Genomic DNA, 26196 nt, shown 5'->3' on the forward strand with positions numbered 1-26196 from the left:
GCATTTCATAAAAGAAATGCCGATTTTTTGTTAAAATAAACAATATAATGTAATAATGAATACTCGCAGTTACTTACATAAATGCAAAAAATGAAGGCAGGTGTCATTAAGTGAAAGAAATTCGTGTCCTTATTGCTGATGATGAAAAAGTGATTAGAGATTTATTAAAAAAATATATTGAACGAGAGCTGTATTTAGTAGACGTTGCCAAGGATGGGGAGGAAGCTTTGGCATTATTTGAACAAAATACTTATAACCTCATAATATTGGATCTCATGATGCCAAAAATTGATGGAATTGAAGTATGCAGAAAACTAAGAGAAAAAACCAATGTGCCAATACTTATGCTGACTGCAAAGGATCATGAAGCTGACAAAATTGTAGGATTGAGTATAGGGGCGGATGATTATATTACAAAACCTTTTAGTGTAAACGAGGTTGTGGCCAGAATTAAGGCTCTAATGAGAAGGTTTTTAATCTTAGGGAGCGACAGTGGGACAGAAGAGAAGCCATTGCTGAAATATAAAGGTTTATCGATTGATGTGAAAAGATATATTGTATGTATCTCAGGTGAAGAAATTTCATTAACCGCAAAAGAGCTGGAGTTGCTGAAATTTATGGCTTCCAATCCAGAACAGGTATTTACGAAGGCTCAGTTATTTCGAAATGTTTGGGGCAATAATTACTTAGAAGACGATAATACCGTGATGGTTCACATAAGAAAGCTAAGAAAAAAAATAGAAAAAGACCCATCTAATCCTCAATTTATACAAACAGTTTGGGGAATAGGGTATAAATTTGTAGGTGAGAAAGATGAGTCATAAAATCACATATCTTATGTTTCTACAGATTACACTGATTTGCACCAATGTTCTTTATGACTGGCAGAACCAAGAGCTTAACACTTTTAAATTTGTTGTCTATGGCCTGCTGATCGGTTTGTCTGTAATCCTGGTTGCAATTCAATACAAATTCAATAATGATCTCATTCAAATTATCCATGCGGTTAAGCGTACATTAAATGGGAACTTAACGACAAGAATATTTGCGAATGGAAATGCAATCTTTAATGAAATGGTTTTTTCAATAAACGAATTGATAGAGAAGTTAGAGAAAATACAGGTTGAAACCATTCAAACGCATGCAGCCAGAAAAAGTCTGTTATCAAGCATATCACACGATATTCGTACACCGCTTACATCAATCATAGGGTATTTAGATGCGTTGAAAGATGATATCGCAGCCTCTGAAGAAGAAAAGAAGGAATACTTAAACATTGTTTCAAAGAAGTCGAATAATTTAAAACAGTTAATTGATGAAATATTTAACATGGCTAAACTGGATGCAGATGAAATGCCGCTGCAGCCAGATATTATTGACTTTGCTGAAATAACCAGAGAGTTATTGATTGAATACTTGCCGGAGATAAAAAGAAGTGAATTAGAGCTTAAAATAAATATCCCGGAAAGAAAGTGTCTTATTATGGCAGATCGCTTAAGTATCGTTAGAATTATTGAGAATATCTTAAAAAATGCCATCCTTTACGGAAAAGAAGGAAAAGTTCTTGGCATAGAACTTATAGAGGATGATAAAGAATGTAAACTGCTAATCTGGGATAGGGGACCAGGAATACCACAAACAGAATCAGAGAAGATATTTGAGAGAATGTATAGAGGAGACATGTCCAGAAGCTCAGGACATTCGGGAAGTGGTTTAGGACTCTCAATTGCCAAAACATTAATTGAGAAAAATCAAGGAAGAATATGGGTTGATAGCACCCCTTATATAAAAACAACATTTGGCATTGCATTTGGTAAAATAAAGTTGAGACGGACATGAATTGAATGATTACAAAAAGTAATAATGAAGGCGGTCTTGCCCTGTCAAGTAAACAGCCATAAAAAGCCAAGAAACCAATGTGCTACGGAACACATTGGTTTCATTTTTTGTTAAATCGTTCCTAACTATAGTACTGGATTATAGCTGTTTTTGCTTTTCACTGTATTTATCATCAGCTTATGATCAATACGTTTGACAGCTCTCATCTTACATACTTTTATATAGTGCTGAAAATGTGTCCTCTTCACGCCTCAAAAAATTCTGTCTAAAAAACAGTTTTTTTACAACGTCTACCTAAAGGAGGTAATATCAATAGTTTTCACTGCTTATTTGATACATTTAATCAGTGCGGCCCAATCCAGATCTCCGAAGCCTTGTTCAATCCCGCTTTCAAAATGGCTCTTGGCCAGCTCGGCAAGAGGAAGATTTGCAGAAACCTGTTTTGCGGCGGCGAGTGCCAGGTTGGTATCCTTCAGCCCTAATGACATTTTGAAACCGGCCGGCTCAAATTTCTGCTCGGCCATGATGGTTCCGTAATTTTGGTAGACAGGGGAGCCAAAAAGCGCGCTGGCAATTTCTAAAAATTGTTTTTGTTCTAAGCCGTACTTCTCCATCATTAAGAAAGATTCAGATAACGCCTCCAGCATAGACACGAGTAAGAAATTGATGCTGATTTTCGCTGCATTTGCTATCTTGCTTTCTTCGCCGACGTCAAATACCTGCTGGCTGAGGCTGTCGAGCAGAGGCTTGGCGGTTTGCTTCGCTTCCGCCGGTCCTGCTGTTATGATGCGAAGCGCGGCTTTGGCGGCCGCATCCGGTCTTCCGAGTACTGGAGCGGCGAGGAAGGATTGTCCTTTTTCCGCATGAGCCGCTGCGAGCTTTTCAGAGAACTCGACACTGATTGTGCTCATTGAAATGTGGATGCCGTTCTCTGCTAATCCGGCAATCAGCCCGTCTTCTCCGAATGTCACGGCACTGACAGAATCGTCATCTGAAAGCATCGTTATGACAATATCAGCGGACTCTGCCGCCTGTCGCGGCGTGTCAGCTGCCTGTGCACCTTCTGTTACAAATTCCTTCGTCTTTTGTTTCGTCCGATTATAAACAGTCAATTCATAGCCTTCCTGAAGCACGTTTCGGGCAATGGGCTGTCCCATATTGCCGAGTCCGATAACAGCAATTTTCAATCTGATCACTCCCTGAACATTTTTTCCATTATAAACAAATTGAACATCATATGCATGAAAAGCGGCTTGCCAATATAAAAAAGAACAGCTTTACGCTGTCCTCATTTAAATATGTTGAACCATCCTTTATGTACAAACCATATCAGCATCCCGATCACAAGCGCAGCCATCAGGCCGAGTACGGCGAAATATCCGTAATCCCAATGAAGCTCGGGCATGTAGTCGAAGTTCATCCCGTACACACCGGCAATAAAGGTGAGCGGGATAAAAATGGTCGACACGATCGTCAGTGTCATCATAATCGCATTCATCCGGTTTGTATTCAGTGTCACATAGCTGTCGCGCAAGTCGGACGTCATGTCACGGTTGGATTCCACAATCTCAGATAATTTTAACAAATGATCGTATATGTCGCTGAAATAGGCTTTCGTTTCCTGATGCTCTTTCACATGATCAAGGGTTAAAATCCGATAGAGCAAATCACGCATCGGAATAACCGTCCGTCTCAGATGCAATAGATCTGTCCTCAGATCAAACACCTCATTCATCAGTGTTCCATATGTTTTATGGGGCCGGCTTTCTTCAATTTCGTTCAGCCGGTCTTCAATTTTGTATACGAGTGGAAAATATTCATCAACAAGCTGATCCATGATCATATAAGAGATATGCCCAGGCCCTTTTTTGAATAGGTCCGGTGAAGCATACAAACGCTCCCGGACTTTGGCGATCCCGGGCGTTTCGTGTAAATGGAAGGTGACGACAAATCTTTCGCCTTGAAAGATATCCACTTCCTCAGTCTCCAGCGTCTCTTTATTCAGCGCATGAATCACGTAAAAACGATAGCCGTCATAATGGTCAAGCTTCGGCCGCTGCATATGCTGGAAGCAATCTTCAATGGCAAGCGGATGAAAATGAAAAAAATCTCTCAATAATGCCGTTTCCGTATCCTCCGGGCCGTATAAATCAACCCAGTACCACGCAATATCAGGTTGTTCCACTCGTTCGATCGGTATATTTTTCAGCAGCTGATGCTCTGTTGTCATTGCGGTAATGTTGATCATAAACAACCCTCCACCTGCCATTATATCATGCGGCCTTTATGAGAAAAGTATACGGTGTTCTGCCTATTTCCAGCGGCGTGTTATACTGGACAAAAAACGGAAAAAGGGTGGATTGCATGTGGAAGGAAAACGTATCTGTCACGCCTCCGTACCATTTTGACCGCGTGTTGGACAGACTGTCTTTAGACCCTCTCAATGCGGCAGATAAAGAAGCGCGGGAAATACGCGTGCCGATCAGAAACCAAGGGGGAGACGTGTGCATTGTAAAGGTACAGGCGTTGGGCCATGCTGATGAGCCTGAGTTTCTCGTCAGCGGGGAAACGGATCAGGAAGAGATGATGAAGGAAATCAAGCGGATTTTTCAATGGGAACATGATCTGCAGCACGTTCTCGATCATTTTTCAAAAACGAGTCTGTCCGCCATTTTTGAAGCGCATGCAGGCACGCCGCTTGTACTGGACTATAGCGTGTACAATTGCATCATGAAATGCATCATCCACCAGCAGCTCAACCTCTCCTTCGCTTATACGTTAACCGAACGGTTTGTTCATGCGTTTGGCGAACAGAAGGACGGCGTGTGGTGCTATCCAACGCCGGAAACGATTGCGGAACTCGATTATCAGGATCTGCGCGATCTGCAATTCAGCATGAGGAAAGCGGAATACGCCATTGATACGTCAAGGATGATCGCTGAAGGCACACTCGACTTGTCGAAGCTGCCGGAGATGACAGATGAAGACATCATGAAGAAGCTGGTCAAAATCAGAGGCATCGGCCCGTGGACCGTGCAAAACGTTCTCATGTTCGGGCTTGGGCGCCCAAATTTGTTCCCGCTTGCCGATATTGGACTCCAAAATGCGCTCAAACGCCATTTTCAGCTGGACGACAAACCGGCAAAGGATGTCATGCAGGCGATGAGCAAGGAGTGGGAGCCTTATTTAAGTTATGCGTCTTTGTATTTGTGGAGAAGTATTGAATGAAAAACGGCTGCCTTTTCGGCAGCCTCTGAGATTAATCAATCTTCACTGTCATGCTTTGGCCTGAATCGGCACTTTTAACAGGTGAAAACGTGATTTTTAATTGGTGAAGATCTTCCGCTTTTCCGCTGTATACCGCTCCTATCACACCTTCTTTTTCTGTATGCGGCGCAATCTGATGTTCATTGCCTTTTAGGATATTATTATCTGCAACGGTCAGCTTTTGTCCGTCATCTGTTTCAACAGATTCAATGCCGTTCCAATCCATTTGTGTGTCTCCGGTATTCTCGGCTTTATAAGTGATTTGAATGTATCGAAGCGGCTCAGACACTTTTTGGTCTGTCATTTTTTTAAAGAGTTTCAGCTGTAAAGGGCTGATATTGGTACGCGACAGAAATTTGACTTGATCGACAGTAATCTTTAACGGCTTCATCGTTGTTTGTTTCTCGATATCAGCTATTTTATCTAATGTAACGATTTCTCCATTGTCCTCGGTGGATGTTTCACCGGGCTTGGAAAGAATTTTATGCTCGCTGTCTTGGCTTGAATCATCTGTTTCATTGTCGGTATCCAGCGGCTTATCGCTTTCTTGAATCAGATGATTGTCAAGATCGACAAATCGAATGGTTGGTTCGCTGCTGTCATAATAAGACGAATGCTTATACAATGCGCGAAGAAACTGATCAAAGACAATGGCCAAGAGACCGTTTTCCATCGATTTTCCGTCTGAGTTGTTGAAGGTGACAACAACCGTATTGTTTTTGATTTCCACTTTTTTAACCACTTTTTCTCCATCGGAATTGGCTTCTGTCATTTTCTCAAATGCGCCGTTTAAATCCTTTTTGGAAATATGGATTTTATCCCACTCTTCTTTGGTAATACTGTTAAAGTCTTTTTTTAACAAATCTAGATTTTTGCTTTCGTCTTCTGCTGTTTTTTCTGTTTTCGCAGAAGTCGCGGTGCTGTCGTTTCCGCATCCTGCTGCGCTGAATAGTAACCCTAATGCGCAGGCGGCGGTTAGAAATTTCTTCATTTTATCCCTCTTTTATGTAATAGTCATAACTTGTATCGGCTGTCTTGTTAAATGATTGAGTAAAATTGGAAATGTTTTTGAAAAATATGAAGGAATTCAGGCAAGCGTGTTATACTAGAAAGATGTGAAAAAAACATTTCACTTTCTGTTATTTGCAGAAAGCTCTATATAGAAACGGAGAGAACAACGTGAACCAACAAAAAAAACAGGCGCCCGTCGAACTGAAAGTCGGACAAACCTTTCCGCTGACGATTAAGCGTCTCGGCATTAACGGAGAAGGTGTCGGCTACTTTAAGAAAAAAGTCGTCTTCGTGCCCGGCGCGCTTCCAGGTGAAGAGGTTGTCGTGCAGGCCACAAAGGTTCAGCCGAAGTTTTCGGAAGGCCGCGTGAAGAAGATCCGCAAGGCGTCGGAGCACCGCGTGGCACCGCCTTGTCCCGTATACGAAGAGTGCGGCGGCTGTCAGCTTCAGCACCTTGCATACAGCCAACAGCTTCGGGAAAAACGCGACATCGTCATTCAGTCTCTTGAACGCCATACGAAGTTAAAATTAGAAAACATGGAAATCAAAGAAACGATCGGCATGGACAATCCGTGGAATTACCGCAACAAAAGCCAATTCCAGATCGGGCGCTCGCAAAGCGGGAGCATCATCGCCGGCTTATACGGCCTCGATTCTCATGACATCGTGCCGATCAAAGATTGCATTGTTCAGCATCCGGCAACCAACAAAACAACAGGCATCGTCCGCCGCATTTTAGAGGACTTCAATGTGTCTGTTTATAATGAACGGAAACGAAAAGGCGACGTTCGCACCATTGTGACGCGAGTCGGTTTTGAAACAGGCGAGGTGCAGGTCGTGCTTGTGACAGCAAAAGAAACGCTTCCGCACAAGGAAGAAATCGTCAAAGCGATCCAAAAGCGCCTGCCTGAGGTCAAATCCATTATCCAAAATGTAAACGGAGCGAAAACCTCTGTCATTTTCGGTGAGAAAACAAAACAGCTTGCCGGACATACAGTGATCCAAGAGGTGCTCGGCGATGTGTCATTTGAACTGAGCGCCCGCGCTTTCTTCCAGCTCAATCCGGAGCAAACCGTCAAGCTGTACGGCGAAGTGAAAAAAGCGGCGCAGCTGACCGGAAAAGAAAAAGTCGTTGACGCGTATTGCGGCGTCGGCACCATCGGCATGTGGGTAGCGGACGGAGCGAAGGAAGTCCGCGGCATGGACGTTATCAAGGAATCGATTGATGACGCCAAGAAAAACGCCAAAAAACACGGCATGGCAAATGCCACATACGTAACAGGAACAGCCGAGCACTGGCTCCCAAAATGGACGAAAGAAGGCTTCCGCCCGGACGTCGTCATCGTTGACCCGCCAAGAACCGGCTGTGACAGCACGTTCCTGGACACGATCAAAAAAGTCAAACCGAAACGATTTGTCTACGTTTCCTGCAATCCATCCACGCTTGCGAAGGATTTGCAGGCGCTGTCAAAAGACTATCGTGTAGAATATATTCAGCCTGTGGATATGTTTCCGCAGACGGCTCATGTTGAAGCCGTGGCGAAGCTTGTATTAAAATCGTCTAATTAAAAGAAACGATTCCTAATCAGATCTGGATTTCGGAGAGAACACTGCCGATTTCCGGGTCTTTTTCATGCGCCAGCGTTGCCCTGCTGTCTTTTATGTAACTAGGGCCAAAGAAACAATATGTGATAAGCCCCCAGCTATTGATAAGAATAATGTCAGAGCCATAGAGCAGAAACCCGGGTCATGTGCCTAACCCTGTGATCGGTGTACTTTATCGCTATTTATGTGTTATGAGTAAAGGTTTAAATGTTCAAACTTTACTATCGTTTGATAAGAAGCGCTTCAGCATGCTATAAGTGTAAAAGAACATTTTTGCTTAATTACGTTTGGCCTGATATCCATAATGAAAGGATTTGAATTTGTTATGATAGATAATTTCTGGCGTGAATTGCCACGACCATTTTTTGTGCTGGCACCAATGGAAGATGTGACGGATGTTGTTTTTCGCCATGTCGTGAGTGAAGCAGGCAGACCTGATGTGTTCTTTACGGAGTTTACAAACTCGGAGAGCTATTGTCATCCAGATGGAAAGGATAGTGTACGAGGCCGTTTGACCTTTACTGAGGATGAACAGCCAATGGTGGCGCATATATGGGGAGATAAGCCTGAAAACTTCCGGCAAATGAGTATTGGCATGGCAAAATTAGGGTTTAAGGGTCTAGATATCAATATGGGCTGTCCTGTACCTAATGTGACGGGGAATGGAAAGGGAAGCGGCCTTATTTGCCGTCCTGAAGTTGCAGCAGAATTAATACAAGCAGCAAAAGCAGGAGGATTGCCTGTGAGTGTGAAGACAAGGCTTGGTTACACGGATGTGGACGAATGGCGAGACTGGCTGACACACGTACTGACGCAAGACATTGCGAATCTTTCCATCCATTTGCGTACAAGAGCGGAAATGAGCAAAGTAGATGCGCATTGGGAACTGATTCCGGAAATTAAGAAACTTCGTGACGAGGTGGCACCAGATACACTTTTGACGATCAATGGAGATATTCCTGACCGTGAAACTGGCTTGAAACTTGCTGAACAATACGGCGTTGACGGGATAATGATTGGACGCGGTATTTTTACAAATCCTTTTGCTTTTGAAAAAGAGCCGAAAGAGCATAGCAGTAAGGAATTGATGGATCTTTTGAGACTGCATCTGGATCTCCATGATGAATATTCAAAAACAGAAGCTCGAGCATATAAACCGCTTCCTCGCTTTTTCAAGATATATCTTCGTGGATTCCGCGGGGCAAGTGAATTAAGAAACCAATGTATGAACACAAAGTCAACAGACGAAGTGCGTGCATTGCTCGATGAATTTGAGAGAAAGTATCTTAATGGGGCGGAGCAATAGCAGAAGGATCCCAATTCCAGGGTAAAGCGAAGTGGACGTTAAACTGGTGGAAGCGGTATTAACCCGATTATTCCTGCCAATTGTCATCATTTGAAAAATTTGACATGCGGGAAGACATTCTGCCGAGAAGCTGTTGAAGTATGATAAGAATCAAGATAGCAGGGATAATTGTCCTTGCTATCTTTTTTTATCTAAAAGGATCAGATAAAATACATGGTAATAACAGGAGATGGTGCGGATACAAAGAAGGGGAGTTTATGGTGAAAGAATTTCCTATAATTGAAACAAAAAAATTATTGTTAAGAGAAGTAAACGTTGAAGATGCCAAAGATATGCTAACATATCTTTCAGATCAAGATGTTGTTAAGCCGATGGGGTTAGAACCCTTTGAAACAACTAGTGATGTTTGGGAAGAGATTAGGTGGTATAAATCCATATATGAAAAAGGTACAGGTATCAGATGGGGCATTACACTTAAAGATTCTGGCATCGTAATAGGAACCTGTGGATTTCTTAATAGACTTGCAAAACATTATCGAGCTGAAGTTGGGTATGAATTAAGCAAAGATTACTGGCGAAAAGGAATCGTCAGTGAAGCACTAGAGGCTGTTGTCAAATATGGATATAACCACTTGCAGCTGGAAAGAATTGAAGCTCTTATTGAACCTTCTAATATTTCATCGATAAAACTAGTGGAAAAACAAGGTTTTAGCAGAGAGGGCTTGCTGAGACATTATGAATTTGCTTGTGGTAAATTTGAAGATTTATATATGTATTCAATGATCAAAGAAGATTTTACATCTGGTTTGGGAAAATGAATTTTAACTAATGCCTCTTTCACAATAATGTGAGGAACTAACTGCCCGGGATATGAAAAATGAAACAGGGGGAAGAGAAAAATGAAACGACTATGCATCATCCCCTGCGGCAAGAAAAAAATATGGGACGTCCGGTTTGACGCGGGTCCAACAAGGGCGGAAGACGCTTATCTCAGCCCGTTTCATCAAGCGTGCGAGCGGTATGCAAAAGCGTTTTTTGACGAGTGGGTCATTTTGTCTGCAAAGCACGGATTCCTTCGCCCAGATGATATCGTACCCGAAAATTACGATGTGGCTTTTGGAACCGGTCATCCGGAGATCATGACAGCGGAGGAGCTGAGCCGCCAATTTCGCGAAAAGGGCTTTTTCGAAAAAGAAGAGGTCGTCATGCTCGGCGGGAAAAAATATCGCAGTGTCCTTAACGCCGTCATCAGTGAACACCAGCACATCAGCTGGCCGCTATCACCGTACAAAGGCATTGGCTACATGCTTCAGGCACTGAACAGAGCGGCTGAAGAAAAGCATGAACTGTAAAAGTATATTTTCGGAAAAGAGTGTGAAAATGAAAAGAATTGTGTTCGGCTTCCTTGCCATTGCTGTATTTGGATGTGGCTTGTATATCTATCATGTTTTATTCGGTGATCCTTTTTCGAAAAATGCCGCAGAGCAAAAACTCACATCATATGTGAAACAGACCTATCCTAAAAAAGAAATTAACATCACGAATGGGGTATATAGCGCTAAAACCACTGAATATGTATTCCAAGCAAACATCCAATCTCATCGCTATCCAATGTGTACGAAGGGATTTCTCCATCCGAAAGTCACGTGCGATGGAATTGAAGAAGCGTATACCGAATCAGTAGCAAAACACTTAAATGAAGAAGCATCGAAGGAAATCAAAGCAGATCTGCAAAAAGAGGTGCCGCAAATCATAAAAGCTGACGCTGCTTTGATCATTGAAAACGGCCAGTTCACATTAGATACAAAATGGAACAAACAGCTGGCTGAAAAAGCGCCTATGAACATGGCGATTCAGTTAGACGCGAGCGGGTTATCAAAAACAGAAGCCGCAAAGATGGCGGAAACAGTAAGAAAAACACTTAATGAAAAGGGATATACATACTCAAACGGCACGGTAGACTGTATGCAGAAGGACGGGGACGGCGGTTTCGGATATGTCAAATATTCAATTGATTTTCTTCCGAAAACAGCCATTCAGCCAAACGATGCAGAGGAATTAGGGAGTTAAAAGATTTTCGAGGAAATAAATACGTCGATCATTGTCAAAGACTGGGTGATGCCCGGTCTTTTTTGCATGCCATAAAACGAGACAAATGGATCAGATCGAGACAAAATGAGACACCTGTCTCAAACTGTCTCTAGTGTAAAAATGAAAAGACTGATTTTACGGGCATCAAAGACTGGCACACTTCTTGCATTGATAAATGTGAACCCTAAATAGAAGGAGGCGCACAAAATGGAATTGTTAAAACGTGAAGGCTTGTCATTAACTGAGGAGAAAGCGTTGTGGATGTACCAAAAGATGCTGGAAATCAGGGGCTTTGAAGACAAAGTGCATGAACTGTTCGCACAGGGAGTGCTTCCCGGATTCGTCCATTTGTATGCCGGTGAAGAAGCGGTAGCGGTAGGCGTGTGCGCTCATTTAGATAATGGCGACAGCATTACAAGCACGCACAGGGGACATGGACATTGTATCGCCAAAGGCTGTGATCTGGACGGCATGATGGCGGAAATTTTCGGGAAAGCGACCGGACTGTGCAAAGGCAAGGGCGGTTCTATGCACATTGCGGATCTCGATAAAGGCATGTTAGGGGCAAATGGAATCGTCGGGGGCGGATTTACGCTCGCATGCGGATCAGCGCTCACCGCTAAATATAAACAGACTAAAAATGTAAGCGTTTGCTTTTTCGGAGACGGAGCAAACAACCAAGGCACCTTCCATGAAGGGCTGAACTTAGCGGCAGTATGGAACCTTCCTGTCGTGTTTATCAATGAAAACAACGGCTACGGCGAAGCCACCCCATTTGAATACGCGTCGGCCTGCGATTCAATCGCTGATCGGGCGGCTGCCTATAATATGCCTGGGGTCACGGTGGACGGAAAAGATATTTTAGCAGTTTACCAGGCAGCCGAGGAAGCGATAGAAAGAGCAAGAAACGGCGGAGGCCCGTCTTTGATTGAATGTATGACCTACAGAAATTACGGCCATTTCGAAGGGGATGCCCAAACGTATAAAACGAAGAATGAAAGAGCTGAGCATCTTGAAGAAAAGGATGCCATTCAAGGCTTTAAAAACTACCTTTTAAAAGAAACTGATGCCAATAAACTGTCAGACATTGAAGAGCGTGTCAATGAATCAATTGAAAAAGCCGTCTCGTTCAGTGAAGACAGTCCTTATCCAAAAGAATCAGAACTGCTGACAGACGTCTACGTGTCATATGAAAAAGGGGGAATGTGAGATGGCGAGAGTCATAAGCATGTCAGACGCGATCAATGAAGCAATGAAGCTTGCGATGAGAAGAGACGAAAATGTGCTTTTGATCGGCGAGGATGTCGCCGGGGGAGCGGCGGTCGATCATTTGCAGGATGATGAAGCTTGGGGCGGTGTATTAGGGGTCACAAAGGGGCTCGTACAGGAATTCGGGCGCACAAGAGTGCTGGACACACCGATTTCTGAGGCGGGCTACATGGGTGCGGCTATGGCTGCGGCATCAACCGGGTTGAGACCGATTGCCGAGCTGATGTTTAATGATTTTATCGGCACGTGCTTTGACCAGGTCATCAACCAAGGCGCGAAATTCCGCTATATGTTCGGCGGAAAAGCGCAAGTGCCGATTACCGTCCGCACCACATATGGAGCGGGGTTCCGGGCCGCTGCCCAGCATTCACAGGCGCTGTATGGCCTTTTCACCAGCATTCCGGGACTGAAGACGGTTGTTCCGTCCAATCCGTATGACGCTAAAGGACTGCTGCTTGCAGCAATCGAAGACAATGATCCGGTGTTCTTTTTTGAAGACAAAACGTCCTACAACATGAAGGGCGAGGTGCCGGAAGATTATTATACAATCCCGCTCGGAAAGGCGGACATCAAACGTGAAGGCGGCGATATCACGCTGTTTGCGGTCGGCAAGCAGGTCAATACCGCACTTGAAGCGGCTGCACAGCTTTCAGAGAAAGGCATCGAAGCCGAGGTGCTTGATCCCCGCAGTCTGTCTCCTCTGGATGAGGAAGCGATTTTCACATCGTTGGAAAAAACAAACCGGCTGATCATCATTGACGAAGCCAATCCGCGCTGCAGCATTGCCACGGATATTGCTGCGATTGTCGCCGACAAGGGCTTTGACTTGCTTGATGCGCCGATTAAACGAATTACAGCGCCGCATACACCGGTGCCGTTTTCACCAGTGCTTGAAGATCAATATTTGCCGACAGCAGATCAAATTGTCAGCGTCACGCTAGAATTGTTTGGCGAGCCGGCAATGAATTAATGGGGGGGACACAAATGGCGGTAAAAGTAGTGATGCCAAAATTGGGAATGGCCATGAAACAAGGGGAAGTATCGATATGGAATAAAAAAGTAGGCGATCCGGTTGAAAAAGGAGAAAGCATTGCCAGCATTCAATCGGAGAAAATTGAAATGGATGTTGAGGCGCCTGAAAAAGGAACGCTGATCGATATCAAAGTAAAAGAGGGTGAAGAGGTTCCGCCCGGCACAGCGATCTGCTACATCGGGGACGCCAATGAATCGGTGCCGGAAGAGGCGAAAGCACCTGTTGCAGAAGATAACGAACCGCTAGCCGTCCAGCCCGAAAAACAAGAAAACAAACCCGTAGCCGCGAAAAAAGAACGAATCAAAATATCTCCAGTCGCCAGAAAAATAGCGGAAAAAGCGGGATTAGACCTGCAACAGCTGAAAGGCACAGGGCCAGGCGGGCGAATCGTAAAAGACGACGTAACAAAGGCGCTTGCTGAACAGAAAAAAGATCGGCCAGAGCCGGTTTCTGAGCAGAAGGCGCAAGAAACGCCGGTGACAGGGATGAGAAAAGTCATCGCGGCCCGAATGCAGGAAAGCCTGGCAAACAGCGCGCAGCTGACGATTACGATGAAGGCTGATATCACCAAGCTGGCAGCCCTTCAAAAACAGCTTTCTCCAACAGCGGAAGAGAGGTACGGCACAAAGCTGACGATGACTCATTTTGTGTCGAGAGCCGCCGTTCTCGCCCTGCAAGCTCATCCTATGCTGAACAGTTTTTATCAAAATGAGCGCATCATCACCCATCCTTATGTGCACCTCGGAATGGCTGTGGCCTTGGAAAATGGATTAGTTGTGCCTGTGATTCGCCACGCTGAAAAGCAATCGCTGGTTGAACTGGCCCAATCCATCTCAGAACATGCCAAAAAAGCGCGCGAGGGACGTGCGGGAAGCGAAGAACTGCAAGGCTCAACCTTCTCCATTACAAACCTTGGCGCTTTCGGAATCGAGCATTTCACACCGATATTAAATCCGCCGGAAACAGGCATTCTCGGCATCGGAGCAAGCTATGACACGCCCGTGTATCAAGGGGAAGAGATTGTGAGAAGCAAGATCCTGCCGCTTAGCCTGACATTTGATCACAGAGCCTGTGACGGCGCCCCTGCCGCTGCATTTCTGAAGGCGATTAAAAGATATCTGGAAGAACCGGCAGCATTAATTTTATAGGAAAAGCAGGTGAAAACGACATGACACTAGCCATTATCGGCGGCGGACCTGCAGGCTATGCGGCTGCAGTCTCCGCGGCACAGCAGGGCAGAACCGTGCTGCTGATTGACAAAGGCCCGCTTGGGGGAACCTGCCTGAATGAAGGCTGCATCCCGACAAAGTCTTTATTAGAAAACGCAAACGTTCTTGATAAAATCAAGCATGCCGGCCACTTTGGAATCGAACTTCCGCCCGGTGCGATATCGGTTGATTGGAGCAAAATGCAGAACCGAAAACAACAGGTTGTCAGTCAGCTTGTCCAAGGCGTTCAATACTTGATGAAGAAAAATCAAATACAGGTTGTGAAGGGGACGGCCTCCTTTCTTTCTGACAGAAAGCTCTTGATCGAAAGAGAGAACGGAAAAGAAATCAGAGAGGCGGACCAAGTATTGATTGCATCGGGATCAGAGCCAATTGCGCTGCCATTCGCCCCGTTTGACGGCGAATGGATTATCGACAGCAAGGACGCGCTTTCTCTATCTGAGATTCCGTCTTCACTTGTCATTGTCGGCGGCGGTGTTATCGGCTGCGAGTATGCCGGGCTGTTTGCCAGACTGGGATCGAAGGTGACCATCATTGAAACAGCCGGCCAGCTGATCCCGGCTGAGGATGAAGATATTGCCCGTCTCTTTCAGGAGAAGCTCGAAAAAGACGGTGTTGAAGTGCACACTGCATCCAGGTTAGAGCGGGTGGATCAAGCGGCCAAAACGGCAATATGGAAAAGCGGGCAGCGAGAGTTTAAAACGAAGGCCGATTATGTACTGGTGGCGATCGGCAGAAAACCCCGTCTTGACGGATTGCAGCTGGAGCAGGCCGGAGTAGATTTTTCTCCAAAAGGCATTCCGGTGAACGGGCACATGCAGACGAACGTGCCTCATATTTATGCGTGCGGAGACGCAATTGGAGGCATTCAGCTGGCGCATGCGGCTTTCCATGAGGGCATCATCGCTGCTTCTCATGCTTCCGGCAGGGATGTCCAAATCAATGAGAAACATGTGCCCCGCTGCATTTACACATCACCGGAAATCGCGTGTATCGGAATGACAGAACAACAGGCAAGAAGCGAATACGGGGATGTGAAGATTGGTGAATTTCCTTTTTCCGCAAACGGCAAAGCGCTCATTAAACAGCAAGCGGAAGGAAAGGTCAAAATCGTGGCGGAACCTGAATTCGGCGAAATCGTCGGTGTCTCGATGATTGGTCCTGATGTCACCGAGCTCATCGGCCAGGCGGCTGCGATCATGAATGGTGAGATGACCACTGATATGGCGGAGCATTTTATCGCCGCCCATCCGACACTGTCGGAAACATTACACGAGGCGCTGTTAAGCACAATTGGGCTTGCAGTGCATGCATAACACGGAAAAAAGCAGGCGCGGGGGATACAAGGCGCCTGCTTTTTTATTGTTGAAAGCGCTTAATTTTTCCCCTACAATAGATGAAAACGGCGTGTAAGGGAGGAGCGATCAAGGAAATGAATTCGATCCCAAACGATTTGCAAACCTGGAAACGTTTTGTGAAAGACGGTGTACTTGATGAAGCACGGTTAAGAAAACGGATCGCCGAGTCATGGCATCGCTGCAAAAAAGCTGAGGTCAACCCATATTTAGAAAAAGGCCCAAAGGTTTTACAGCAAACGGAGCTGGATCAGCAGTCAAAAAAGCATTCATTTTTCCTGAAGACCGCACAGCCTTACCTCGAAAAACTGCTGCCTGCCATAAAAGAAATGGAAATGATGGCGCTGTTAATTGATTCAGAGGGTGTTGTTCAGTCACTCGACGGCCATCCCCGCGCGCTCTATGAAGCCAAACGCATCAACTTCGTCAAGGGCGCGTGCTGGACGGAAACGGCTGTCGGAACAAATGCGATTGGCACGGCGCTCCACGTGATTGAGCCGGTTGCGATACAAGGATCAGAACATTACTCCATCGCTTCCCATCACTGGAATTGTTCAGCCGCTCCGATTCACCATGAGGATGGCAGCCTTGCGGGTGTGATTGACATATCGTGTCCAACGGCAGGCGCGCATCCCCACATGCTCGGTATAGCCACTGCGATCGCTTATGCCGCGGAACGGGAACTGGCAGCTAAAAGCCGCGAGAAAGAGCTGGAGCTGATCAGCCGTTTTGGAGATAGGGCTGCATCCCGTGTGCCAATGGTTCTCTGCAATACCAAACAGCACATTATCAGCGCGAGCATGCCGATTCGAACCTCAATACCGGATTGGCAGGGCCGACACCTGTATGAGTTGAAAGAACGGGGCTTTTCAATCGAAAAAGCAGTCACCATGGGAGATGGAGGCATGTGTTTTTATCTCTCGGAACAAAAGAAAAAGCCGGCATTTCGTTTCAATGGAGTTATCGGGCAAAGCGGCCGATCGCAAGGAATGCTGAAGAACCTTGAACGAGCGGCTGCGGCGGATGCAACGGTCTGTCTGTCGGGCGAAACGGGTACGGGGAAGGAAGTCGCGGCACGCGCGCTTCATGAGAACAGCGAGCGGCGGCACGGCCCGTTTGTTGCTGTCAATTGCGGAGCGATCCCGTCTGACTTGATTGAAAGCGAGCTTTTCGGCTATGCGGAGGGCGCTTTTACGGGAGCGAAACGAAACGGCTACAAAGGCGCCTTTCAAAAAGCGAATCATGGGACCTTATTTTTAGATGAGATCGGAGAAATCTCCCATTCAATGCAGGTTGCGCTTTTAAGGGTGCTTCAGGAACGCAAGATTACGCCGGTCGGCGGAGCGAAAGAAATTCCGGTTGATATTAGAGTCATTGCCGCCACACATTGTGATTTGCGCGAGCTTGCTGAAAGCGGGATAATCAGAGAGGACTTGTTTTACCGCCTTCATGTCTATCCAATCGATCTTCCTCCTTTACGCGACCGCCCCGAAGATATTCCGGACCTCTTTCAGTACTACAAACAGAAAAATCATTGGCCTGGCGAACTTCCCCTTGCTTTGTTGGATGTGCTGAAACAATGGAGGTGGCCGGGGAATATTCGCGAGCTGTTTAATGTGTTTGAACGTCTTTCCATCAGATTTCCGGACGGCCGGCTGAAGGATGAGCCGCTCACCGCTTTACTGGAAGCTGCCGGACTGCCGATCAGCCCGGCAGAAAAAAAGCCGGATGCGGCCGGCGCGCTGACCCTTCGTGAGCAAATCCAAAAAGATATGATGATCAAAGCGCTTGAATCCGCAAAAGGTAACGTCTCTCAAGCCGCCAAAATCAGCGGGATCCCCCGAAGCACTTTCTACAAACGGCTGAAAAAATTCAACTTGGCCGCTGAATCATAAAGCATACTTCTTTCAAGAAATGGAAACGTTATGTATGAAGGAGGGTGTTAGAATGAATATTCAAAGGGCGAAAGAAATTGTAGAATCTCCCGACATGAAGAAAGTAACATATAACGGAGTTCCTATTTACATTCAGCACGTGAATGAAGAAGACGGAACAGCGAGAATTTATCCGCTTGATGAACCGCAAGAGGAGCATGAAGTGCAGCTGACCAACTTAAAAGAGGATTAAACAAAAATGGCCCGCTTCATAAGCAGGCCATTTTGTTATCCGCGCGGCGCAAATAAAATGACACAGACGCCGAGGAGACAAATCAATGCGCCGACCCAGTCATACAGATCAGGTGTTTTCCGGTCGACAAGCCATCCCCACAGGACCGCAAGCACGATGAATACTCCGCCATAAGCGGCGTATACACGGCCGAAGGAAGGGAAGGACTGAAACGTTGGAAGAATGCCGTAGACAATCAGGATCAGCGCTCCGGCGATCCCGTAGCCGACTGGCTTTGCCTCTCTCAGCCACAGCCAAACCAAATACCCGCCGCCAATTTCGGCAAGCCCCGCCGCGAGAAATAAAAGAATGGTCATCAGCATCACGCGCACTCCTCAACTTGCTTTTCTCTTTCATTATAAAGGAGGAATGCTGTTAAAGATTCGGATGATCCTCAAATTCCTTCAAATAAGCGTTTCTCTGAATCTCCGTAAACTGGCTGATCCAGTTGCTTTTCGCCTCTTCATTCAGATGGGGGAGGATATAGCGTTCAACCGTTTCAAAAAACAGAGGGTTCGCGATAATGTTCCAGGTAGGGATGCGAACGGCCTTGCCATCTGTTTTCTCGATGATGATATCCTCAAAAAAGATCCCTTTCAAACTGTTATGATGCCGTCCCATATAAATCTGTTTGATTTCTGAAAAACGCGCACTGCGATTTCGCGAGAAAATCTCGCCATCAGGACCTGTCTTTACGCTGAAAATAATATTTCCCCGGCTTGTGAACGCCGGAAAAGCCATAAAAAATGTGATTAATCCATAAACAATCGCCATTAATCCTCCGCCCAAATAAAGCAGGGCATACTTAGATTCAAATGTGAGTGCTTCAGACACCAGCCACACTCCCGCAATAAAGGCGCCCCCTGTGGCGAGGAACAGCCAAGCTCTTAGAAACATCATGCTTTTTACTTCAATCAATGTACTGCTCCTAAAGCTTCGGATGATCCTCAAATTCCTTCAAATACGCGTTTCTCTGAATCTCCGTAAACTGGCTGATCCAGTTGCTTTTCGCCTCTTCATTCAGATGGGGGAGGATATAGCGTTCAACCGCTTCAAAAAACAGAGGGTTCGGAACAATGTTCCAAGTGGGAATGCGAATAGTTTTCCGGTCAACAGTCCGAATCATTACATCTTCCTGAAAAAGCCCTTTTAGGCTAGATTTATGCCGGCTCATCTCAATTTTCTTTATATCGATAAATTTCACAGACACTTTGTCAGTGAACAACTCTCCATCTTTTCCTGTTTTGATGCGGAAGATGGTATTTCCCCGCGGGGTGAACGCCGGAAAGAAGATGATAAATAAATATAAACAAAACAAGGTGAACAGAAAGCCGGCAGGAATGGCTAAAAGGTAATATTTCGTTTGAAAGGTAATACCCATATAAAAGAGCCACAAACATGCTAATCCCATACCGGCAGATCCGACAAAAGCCCATATTCTTAGGAACATTCTGCTTTTGACTTCAACAATTTCTTGGTTTTTCAATGCTTTTCTCCTTTTGTCCATTCAGATTCTTATTCACTTTTTGAAATGATTTGATTTACAACATCCTTATGAGCAGGGAGGACAGAAAATTCATTCTGGGTGATGCCTGTAACAAGCCAAGTATGACGGGTTCCGGGCAGAACAAATGCCATGTCAGCTACTTCAGGAGCGTTATCTTTGTCATACGCCAGGCGCATCAGTGTATCCATTTTCCCTTTTCGTAAAGCCAGATCATTTACAAATCGGGTAACGTCCTCTTGGTGGTCATGTTTTTCAAGGAATTCTTTTAGGTATGAAGGGTTGTCCGAAGCGCCCTCCAAGAGTTTTTCAAATTCATTTGATGTCAATGACACAATCGAGTCTCTTTTATCCTCTGTATCTATTATACGTAAAAACTCATCAGTCTTATCAATTAGTCCTTCACTTGATTCCATTTTTGTGATGCGATGCACTTGTTCGTCAAAAAGGAGTTCGTGAGAGTAGGTACCGAACTTTGATACATGGCAGGAAACATTCAGTTCGGCGCCTTGTCCGTCAAATTTAGAAAGCTTCACTGTATAGTCAGCGTCGTTTAATACATGGATAAACGGACAATACTCGTCCTTCAGCCGATATTGATGATTCCGATATTCCGCCGCATCCTTAGCTAAGAGTGAACGGCATGCAGCTTCAAATAAAGCGCCCAGCTGTTCATCTTCTATCTCCGGAAAATAGGCTTGCTTCAAGGCCATGCCTTGTTCAAAAAAACCTTCACTGTAAAAACAAAATAAAAGCTCTTCTATGCTGATTGTAAACTGCTTCATTGATTATTCTCCTATCCAAATGAAAATTTCCCTTTAAGGAAATGGGTTGCGCCATGTATAAGCGAATCCGCTGTTTTCTTTGCTTTTTCCATGCCTTTTTTCGCGCTGTCTATCCCTTTATGTATCGTTTCATTCGCAGCATCTATGCCGTCATTCACGGATTTGACGACTTTACCGGCCGATTCCAGCCCTTTTTTGGCTTTATCAACGACAGCATGAATGGGTTCCTTCAGCGTTAAGGCTGCTTTTTCTGCGAAACCGGCTGTATATTTGGCGATTTGTTCTCCGACGACTCCGCCAACATATGCACCGGCTGCCCCAAGAAGAACAGTACCCACAGGTCCTGCAAAGCTTCCGAGCGCACCGCCGATGACAGCGCCTGCTGTCGCTCCACCGGCAATAAATACGGTGTTATTCACAGCATTCCCGACAGCCTTGGCGTTTTCACGCTTGAGAACGTCCGGTTTGTCTTGGTATTTCGCGTAATTTTCAGCAATTTTCAAGCCTGCTCCGAACGTTTCAGTCGCTCCGGTGATCAGTGTGGCGGTAATGGCATTTCCTTTGGCGAACTTCAAGCCTGTTTTTCCGACATCCTTCAAAGTCGAGCGTACGCCGGCTTCATTAAGAAATCCTCTTGTGTAGCTTCTGACACTGTTTGAAAAATCCACCGTATCCTGAGGGAAGTACTTTGTAAACTTTTTATGTACCAAATCTGAAAATGGCCGGTTTGTCTTTTTAAACAAATATTTAGGATTCAAAAGCACTCTGGCGGCTTTTTGATAACGTGACCTGTCGACGGCTCCGGAAATATCCAAGAGAAGCTTGGAATGACGGGCGGTATGTAATCCGCTTGGCTGTTTTTCGAATTTCGTAAGCCCGAGCCCGTAGTATTTTCCCTGCGTCAGCATAAGAGCGGTTAAGCTTGTCATTGTCCCATATTTGTCATAAGCATGATAAAGCTTTCGTAACATATCATCCTGTTCAACAAATTTATCGCCCGTTTTCCTGATGAAAATGTCATTGTCACTCAGCTTGGTGACAAGCGCTTTTCCTGAACTCCACGCATCGCCGACTCCGGAAAAACAGCTGCTGTAGCGGGGATCGCATTGCAAAATCATCTGCCCCAGCTCCACATGCAGGTCCTTATATTTGTTTTCCATATCGGTTAATTCAGTGACAACATCATTTGCCAGCTGTTCGAGCTTATCCGGATCAACTGCAATGTTTCCTGACACACTGTTCACCCCCTGAGTTTATGTCTTTCCTCTCTGGCTTTACGTTCCATTTCTTCCATTCTGGCAATCTCTGCTTTTCGTTCTTCTATTTTGACGGCGGCTGCTTTAAGTTCTTGGCTTGTTTCAAGCAGTTCCAGTTCGAATTGATCGTAGGCCGCTTTCGTTTCCTCGAAATCCTGGTCGAACGAATCTCTTGCTTTCCCCTGCCAAGCATCCCCTAATGCAGATAACCGGGATTCAAGGAGCATTTTGGAGCTTCTGACCTCTTCCGCGGCCGCACTGTACTTGTTTGCCAGCTCAATGACTTTATATGAGTCCAACTTTTGTCCCCTGCCTTTCCTAAAATCACGCACAAATGGATGTTTTCTATAAATGATTATAAATAATTCGGCATGTATCCGAATCGTACAAAAGAACCTTTTCATAAGAACTGGAAGGGTGTATATTCACTTAAATTTCACAGTTGGTGAGACTTTAAGATTACAAAAAAGGTAAAAAAACCAAATCTCTCAGACGCAAGGTAAATGAGAAATTTCCCGCTCTATGAGAAAAAACACTAAAGTTGATTAAATGATCTAAGTGGCCCAAACGTGTTACGGGACGGGCTCTCCCATGGTATAAATAAAAATGTAAACGTTATCAAGGAGGTCGTCATATGAAGAAAAAATCATTCTCAATCGTAATAGCGGGCGGAGGAAGCACTTTCACTCCAGGGATCGTTCTGATGCTCTTAGATCATTTGGAGGAGTTTCCGATCAGAAAGCTCAAGCTGTATGATAATGATAAGGAAAGACAGGATCGCATTGCGGGCGCCTGTGATGTTTTTATTAGAGAAAAAGCGCCGGACATTGAATTTACAGCGACGACTGACCCGGAAGAAGCTTTTACAGATGTCGATTTTGTCATGGCGCACATTAGGGTAGGGAAATACGCGATGCGTGCGCTCGATGAGCAAATTCCGCTGAAGTACGGAGTTGTCGGCCAGGAGACGTGCGGGCCGGGCGGTATCGCATACGGCATGCGTTCGATCGGCGGCGTGCTTGAAATAGTAGATTACATGGAAACATACTCGCCTGATGCATGGATGCTTAATTACTCCAACCCGGCGGCGATTGTAGCCGAAGCTACGAGACGCCTCAGACCGAATTCGAAAATTCTTAATATCTGTGATATGCCGGTCGGAATCGAAGACCGGATGGCGCACATTCTCGGCCTGTCCTCAAGAAAAGACATGAAGGTCCGCTATTACGGTTTAAATCATTTCGGCTGGTGGACATCGATTCATGATCAAGAGGGCAACGATTTAATGCCGAAGCTGAAGGAGCATGTATCTCAATACGGGTATATTCCGAAGACGGATGCTGAAGCTGTAGAGGCGAGCTGGAATGATACGTTCGCCAAAGCGCGTGACGTACAGGCCGCAGATCCTGACACACTGCCGAATACGTATTTGCAATATTATTTGTTCCCGGATGATATGGTGAAAAAATCAAATCCGAATCATACGCGGGCAAACGAAGTGATGGAAGGGCGCGAAGCCTTCATTTTCAGTCAATGTGACATGATCACACGCGAGCAGTCCTCGGAAAACAGCGAAATCAAAATAGATGATCACGCATCATATATCGTTGATCTGGCCCGGGCAATTGCCTACAACACAGGTGAAAGAATGCTGTTGATCGTTGAAAACAACGGCGCGATTGCGAACTTTGACCCGACTGCGATGGTCGAGGTGCCATGTATCGTCGGCTCTAATGGGCCTGAACCGATCACAGTCGGCACCATTCCGCAATTCCAAAAGGGGCTGATGGAGCAACAGGTATCGGTTGAAAAACTGACTGTTGAAGCGTGGGCAGAGAAATCGTTCCAAAAGCTCTGGCAAGCGCTGATTCTGTCAAAAACAGTGCCGAACACGCGTGTGGCAAGGCTCATTCTCGAGGATTTAATAGAGGCCAACAAAGACTATTGGCCACAGCTTGATCAAAGCCCAACCCGCATTTCATAACTGAAATTCCCCCATTTTCGAATCTGTAATTGTATATAATAGAAAGAAAATGGGGGAATCTGATATGCAGCTCGAAGAATTGATTAATCAGCACTATAACAAATTAAATGACAACGATTTTCATATTTTAAAATATATATTGAATCACAAGCACACGTGCTATCACCTTGGAATCGACGCAATGGCCAAAGCCTGCAGCGTATCGCGTTCCTCGATTTTGCGGCTTGCCCAAAAGCTCGGTTTCAGCGGCTACAGTGAATTTCGCGTCTTTTTAAAGTGGGAAGATCAGCCGGAAGAAGGCGAGAATATGAGTTTTCAAAAGCTGCTTGACGATATTGAATCAAATCTGAAGTTCTTGAGGACAAAGGACATGACGGACATGTGCCAGCTGATTGATGAAGCAGACCGCATTTTCGTGTACGGATCAGGAAATGCGCAAAAGATCTGCGCTCGTGATCTGCAAAGAATGTTTATTCCGCGCCATCGGTATCTCATTATGATTGAAGACAGAAATGAATTTAATCTGATGCGGGACGATTTTAAAGTAAACGATCTGTTTATCATCATTTCTCTTTCCGGAGAAACACCGGAGCTGATTCCTCAGGCAAGAATGCTTTCTGCAAAGGGGATTCCCTTTATTTCCATTACGAATTTAAAAAACAATGTCCTCGCCCAGCTGACTCCGCACAATCTTTATGCGACAAGCAAACCTGTGACATTAAGCGATAAAACGGAAATTGTCGCTTTTACACCTTTTTTTATCGTTGGCGAAGCATTGTTCCGCGCATATGTTGATTACAAAGAGGCAGAAAAAAATGACATTGAGTAACAGGGGGTTTCTGGTATGATGCAAAAAATTCAGCGCTTTGGAAGCGCGATGTTTGTGCCTGTTCTTTTATTCGCGTTCGCCGGCATCATCGTCGGAGTTAGTACGCTATTTAAAAATCAAACCCTCATGGGTCCGCTCGCCGATCCAGACGGGTTGTGGTATCAGTGCTGGTATATCATTGAGCAGGGCGGCTGGACAGTATTTAATCAAATGCCGCTCTTATTCGCCATCGGAATCCCGGTTGCTTTGGCGAAGAAAGCTCAGGCTCGCGCTTGTTTGGAAGCGCTTACGGTTTACTTGACATTCAATTACTTTGTGAGCTCAATCTTGACGGTATGGGGAGGCGCATTTGGCGTCGACATGAACCAAGAGGCCGGCGGAACGAGTGGGTTAACGATGATCGCGGGCATCAAAACGCTTGATACCAACATTATCGGGGCCATCTTTATTTCTTCGATTGTCGTCTATTTGCATAATCGTTATTTCGATAAAAAACTGCCCGATTTTCTCGGCATCTTTCAAGGCTCAACGTATATTGTGATGATTTCCTTCTTCATTATGATCCCGATTGCCTTGGCCGTGTCTTATATTTGGCCGATGGTTCAGACGGGAATCGGCTCGCTTCAAAGCTTCCTGGTTGCTTCGGGGGCGGTGGGCGTTTGGATTTATACGTTTTTGGAACGGATTTTGATTCCGACCGGGCTTCATCACTTTATTTACACGCCGTTTATTTACGGGCCTGCTGTAGCGGAAGGCGGGATCGTCACATATTGGGCACAGCATCTCGGTGAATATTCGCAAAGTGCCAAATCGCTGAAGGAGCTTTTCCCGCAAGGCGGCTTCGCGCTCCACGGCAACTCGAAAATCTTCGGCATTCCGGGGATCGCCCTGGCGTTTTATGCCACAGCCAGCAAGGAAAAGAAAAAACTCGTCGCAGGACTGCTGATTCCTGTTACGCTGACGGCGATTGTCGCCGGTATTACAGAGCCGATTGAGTTCACTTTCTTATTCATTTCTCCTTTCTTATTTGCGGTTCACGCCGTGCTTGCGGCATCAATGTCGACCGTCATGTATTTGGCTGGTGTCGTCGGAAACATGGGAGGCGGGCTGATCGAAGCGGCTACCTTGAACTGGATTCCGCTCTTTGGAAGCCACGGTATGACGTATGTGTATCAAATTTTGATCGGGCTCTCTTTTACAGCTATTTATTTTTTCGTCTTCCGATTTTTAATCCTCAAATTCAATATCGCCACACCAGGACGGGAAAAGGATGACCAGCAGGAAACAAAGCTGTATTCGAAACAAGAATACAAAGACAGAAAAAACAAGAGGGACGAAACGGCCGCCGCTGCTGAAACGGCAGATGACACCGCTTTTCTGTATGTTGAAGCGCTGGGCGGAAAAGACAACATCACAGAAGTCACAAACTGCGCCACCCGCCTCAGAGTCAGTGTCAAGGATGAAACAAAGGTTGAATCCGACAGCGTATTCCGCGCGCTTGGCGCACACGGGGTCGTCAGGAATGGGAAAGCGTTTCAGGTGATTATCGGATTGAGCGTTCCGCAGATGCGGGAGCGTGTGGAAAAAATATTGAATCAATAAAGCCAGCCCTCCTTTTCGGGAGGGTTTTCGTTTGCCGTCAAAAAGACCATCATAGTAAAGTAAAG

General features: G+C 45.5%; 26 protein-coding genes. 17 read left to right on the plus strand and 9 right to left on the minus strand.

The genetic code is table 11. The features are described 5' to 3' along the window. The first annotated feature begins 110 nt into the window (after positions 1-110). On the plus strand, positions 111-824 hold the full coding sequence (locus ABZM97_RS04430) for a response regulator transcription factor (protein ID WP_367387268.1): 714 nt from the start codon (positions 111-113) through the stop codon (positions 822-824). After that, on the plus strand, positions 814-1839 hold the full coding sequence (locus ABZM97_RS04435) for a sensor histidine kinase (RefSeq protein WP_367387269.1): 1026 nt from the start codon (positions 814-816) through the stop codon (positions 1837-1839). The genes ABZM97_RS04430 and ABZM97_RS04435 overlap by 11 nt, the downstream gene beginning before the upstream one ends. A 326-nt stretch (positions 1840-2165) precedes the next feature. Here ABZM97_RS04435 and ABZM97_RS04440 read toward each other — a convergent pair whose 3' ends face one another. Together ABZM97_RS04440 and corA are read right to left on the minus strand one after the other, a co-directional pair. Then, positions 2166-3026, minus strand: a complete 861-nt coding sequence (locus ABZM97_RS04440) for an NAD(P)-dependent oxidoreductase (protein ID WP_367387270.1) — start codon at positions 3024-3026, stop codon at positions 2166-2168. Positions 3027-3127: 101 nt separating this feature from the next. After that, positions 3128-4087 carry a magnesium/cobalt transporter CorA gene (gene corA, locus ABZM97_RS04445; RefSeq protein ID WP_087992565.1) on the minus strand — a complete coding sequence of 320 codons (960 nt, stop codon included), beginning with the start codon at positions 4085-4087 and terminating at the stop codon, positions 3128-3130. A gap of 116 nt (positions 4088-4203) precedes the next feature. On the opposite strand from corA, the gene ABZM97_RS04450 reads away from it, so the two are divergent. Continuing rightward, the gene (locus ABZM97_RS04450) at positions 4204-5067 is read left to right on the plus strand and encodes a DNA-3-methyladenine glycosylase (RefSeq protein ID WP_202328283.1); all 864 of its coding nucleotides are present in this window, start codon (positions 4204-4206) and stop codon (positions 5065-5067) included. A gap of 31 nt (positions 5068-5098) precedes the next feature. Here ABZM97_RS04450 and ABZM97_RS04455 read toward each other — a convergent pair whose 3' ends face one another. After that, positions 5099-6097: a hypothetical protein gene (locus tag ABZM97_RS04455; RefSeq protein ID WP_367387271.1), complete on the minus strand. Its 999-nt coding sequence runs from the start codon at positions 6095-6097 to the stop codon at positions 5099-5101. Between the two features lie 188 nt (positions 6098-6285). Between ABZM97_RS04455 and rlmD the strand changes: the two genes are divergently transcribed. From rlmD to ABZM97_RS04510, 11 genes are all read left to right on the plus strand, one after another. Continuing rightward, positions 6286-7686: a 23S rRNA (uracil(1939)-C(5))-methyltransferase RlmD gene (gene rlmD, locus ABZM97_RS04460; RefSeq protein ID WP_367387272.1), complete on the plus strand. Its 1401-nt coding sequence runs from the start codon at positions 6286-6288 to the stop codon at positions 7684-7686. A gap of 361 nt (positions 7687-8047) precedes the next feature. After that, complete coding sequence (locus tag ABZM97_RS04465) at positions 8048-9028, plus strand: tRNA dihydrouridine synthase (protein WP_367387481.1); 981 nt, start codon at positions 8048-8050, stop codon at positions 9026-9028. Between the two features lie 260 nt (positions 9029-9288). Continuing rightward, the gene (locus ABZM97_RS04470) at positions 9289-9846 is read left to right on the plus strand and encodes a GNAT family N-acetyltransferase (RefSeq protein ID WP_367387482.1); all 558 of its coding nucleotides are present in this window, start codon (positions 9289-9291) and stop codon (positions 9844-9846) included. 81 nt (positions 9847-9927) lie between these two features. Continuing rightward, on the plus strand, positions 9928-10380 hold the full coding sequence (locus ABZM97_RS04475; RefSeq protein ID WP_367387273.1) for a DUF6884 domain-containing protein: 453 nt from the start codon (positions 9928-9930) through the stop codon (positions 10378-10380). 28 nt (positions 10381-10408) lie between these two features. Next, positions 10409-11098 carry a hypothetical protein gene (locus tag ABZM97_RS04480; RefSeq protein WP_253268946.1) on the plus strand — a complete coding sequence of 230 codons (690 nt, stop codon included), beginning with the start codon at positions 10409-10411 and terminating at the stop codon, positions 11096-11098. Positions 11099-11326: 228 nt separating this feature from the next. Then, positions 11327-12328: an acetoin:2,6-dichlorophenolindophenol oxidoreductase subunit alpha gene (gene acoA, locus ABZM97_RS04485; RefSeq protein ID WP_087992571.1), complete on the plus strand. Its 1002-nt coding sequence runs from the start codon at positions 11327-11329 to the stop codon at positions 12326-12328. Between the two features lies 1 nt (position 12329). After that, complete coding sequence (gene acoB, locus ABZM97_RS04490) at positions 12330-13358, plus strand: acetoin:2,6-dichlorophenolindophenol oxidoreductase subunit beta (protein ID WP_367387274.1); 1029 nt, start codon at positions 12330-12332, stop codon at positions 13356-13358. A gap of 14 nt (positions 13359-13372) precedes the next feature. After that, positions 13373-14569 carry a dihydrolipoamide acetyltransferase family protein gene (locus tag ABZM97_RS04495; protein ID WP_367387275.1) on the plus strand — a complete coding sequence of 399 codons (1197 nt, stop codon included), beginning with the start codon at positions 13373-13375 and terminating at the stop codon, positions 14567-14569. A gap of 20 nt (positions 14570-14589) precedes the next feature. Next, complete coding sequence (acoL, locus tag ABZM97_RS04500; protein ID WP_202328279.1) at positions 14590-15966, plus strand: acetoin dehydrogenase complex dihydrolipoyl dehydrogenase; 1377 nt, start codon at positions 14590-14592, stop codon at positions 15964-15966. 116 nt (positions 15967-16082) lie between these two features. Continuing rightward, a complete protein-coding gene (locus ABZM97_RS04505; protein ID WP_087992575.1) occupies positions 16083-17900 on the plus strand; it encodes a sigma-54-dependent Fis family transcriptional regulator in 1818 nt (605 codons plus the stop codon). 52 nt (positions 17901-17952) lie between these two features. Then, on the plus strand, positions 17953-18132 hold the full coding sequence (locus ABZM97_RS04510; RefSeq protein ID WP_087992576.1) for a small acid-soluble spore protein H: 180 nt from the start codon (positions 17953-17955) through the stop codon (positions 18130-18132). A 35-nt stretch (positions 18133-18167) separates the two neighbouring features. On the opposite strand, the gene ABZM97_RS04515 is transcribed toward ABZM97_RS04510, so the two are convergent. From ABZM97_RS04515 to ABZM97_RS04540, 6 genes are read right to left on the minus strand one after another with little or no spacing between them, the layout of a single operon-like run. Continuing rightward, a complete protein-coding gene (locus ABZM97_RS04515) occupies positions 18168-18497 on the minus strand; it encodes a YnfA family protein (protein ID WP_087992577.1) in 330 nt (109 codons plus the stop codon). A 49-nt stretch (positions 18498-18546) separates the two neighbouring features. Further along, a complete protein-coding gene (locus ABZM97_RS04520) occupies positions 18547-19089 on the minus strand; it encodes a YfjD family protein (RefSeq protein WP_367387276.1) in 543 nt (180 codons plus the stop codon). A gap of 10 nt (positions 19090-19099) precedes the next feature. After that, positions 19100-19657, minus strand: coding sequence for a YfjD family protein (locus ABZM97_RS04525; RefSeq protein WP_087992578.1), 558 nt, complete (start codon positions 19655-19657; stop codon positions 19100-19102). A 29-nt stretch (positions 19658-19686) separates the two neighbouring features. Further along, positions 19687-20460 (minus strand): hypothetical protein, encoded by a 774-nt coding sequence (locus tag ABZM97_RS04530; protein ID WP_087992579.1) that lies wholly within the window; start codon positions 20458-20460, stop codon positions 19687-19689. A gap of 11 nt (positions 20461-20471) precedes the next feature. Beyond that, positions 20472-21695 carry a hypothetical protein gene (locus ABZM97_RS04535; protein WP_202328278.1) on the minus strand — a complete coding sequence of 408 codons (1224 nt, stop codon included), beginning with the start codon at positions 21693-21695 and terminating at the stop codon, positions 20472-20474. A 5-nt stretch (positions 21696-21700) separates the two neighbouring features. Then, on the minus strand, positions 21701-22015 hold the full coding sequence (locus ABZM97_RS04540; RefSeq protein ID WP_087992581.1) for a WXG100 family type VII secretion target: 315 nt from the start codon (positions 22013-22015) through the stop codon (positions 21701-21703). A gap of 335 nt (positions 22016-22350) precedes the next feature. Between ABZM97_RS04540 and glvA the strand changes: the two genes are divergently transcribed. From glvA to malP, 3 genes are all read left to right on the plus strand, one after another. Then, positions 22351-23700 carry a maltose-6'-phosphate glucosidase gene (gene glvA / locus ABZM97_RS04545; protein WP_202328277.1) on the plus strand — a complete coding sequence of 450 codons (1350 nt, stop codon included), beginning with the start codon at positions 22351-22353 and terminating at the stop codon, positions 23698-23700. A gap of 64 nt (positions 23701-23764) precedes the next feature. Beyond that, positions 23765-24529, plus strand: coding sequence for a MurR/RpiR family transcriptional regulator GlvR (glvR, locus tag ABZM97_RS04550; RefSeq protein WP_202328276.1), 765 nt, complete (start codon positions 23765-23767; stop codon positions 24527-24529). 15 nt (positions 24530-24544) lie between these two features. After that, complete coding sequence (gene malP, locus ABZM97_RS04555; RefSeq protein WP_087992584.1) at positions 24545-26131, plus strand: PTS maltose transporter subunit IIBC; 1587 nt, start codon at positions 24545-24547, stop codon at positions 26129-26131. The last annotated feature ends 65 nt before the right edge of the window (positions 26132-26196 follow it).

The organism is Bacillus vallismortis, from assembly GCF_040784915.1.
Classification (GTDB): Bacteria; Bacillota; Bacilli; order Bacillales; family Bacillaceae; genus Bacillus; species Bacillus subtilis_G.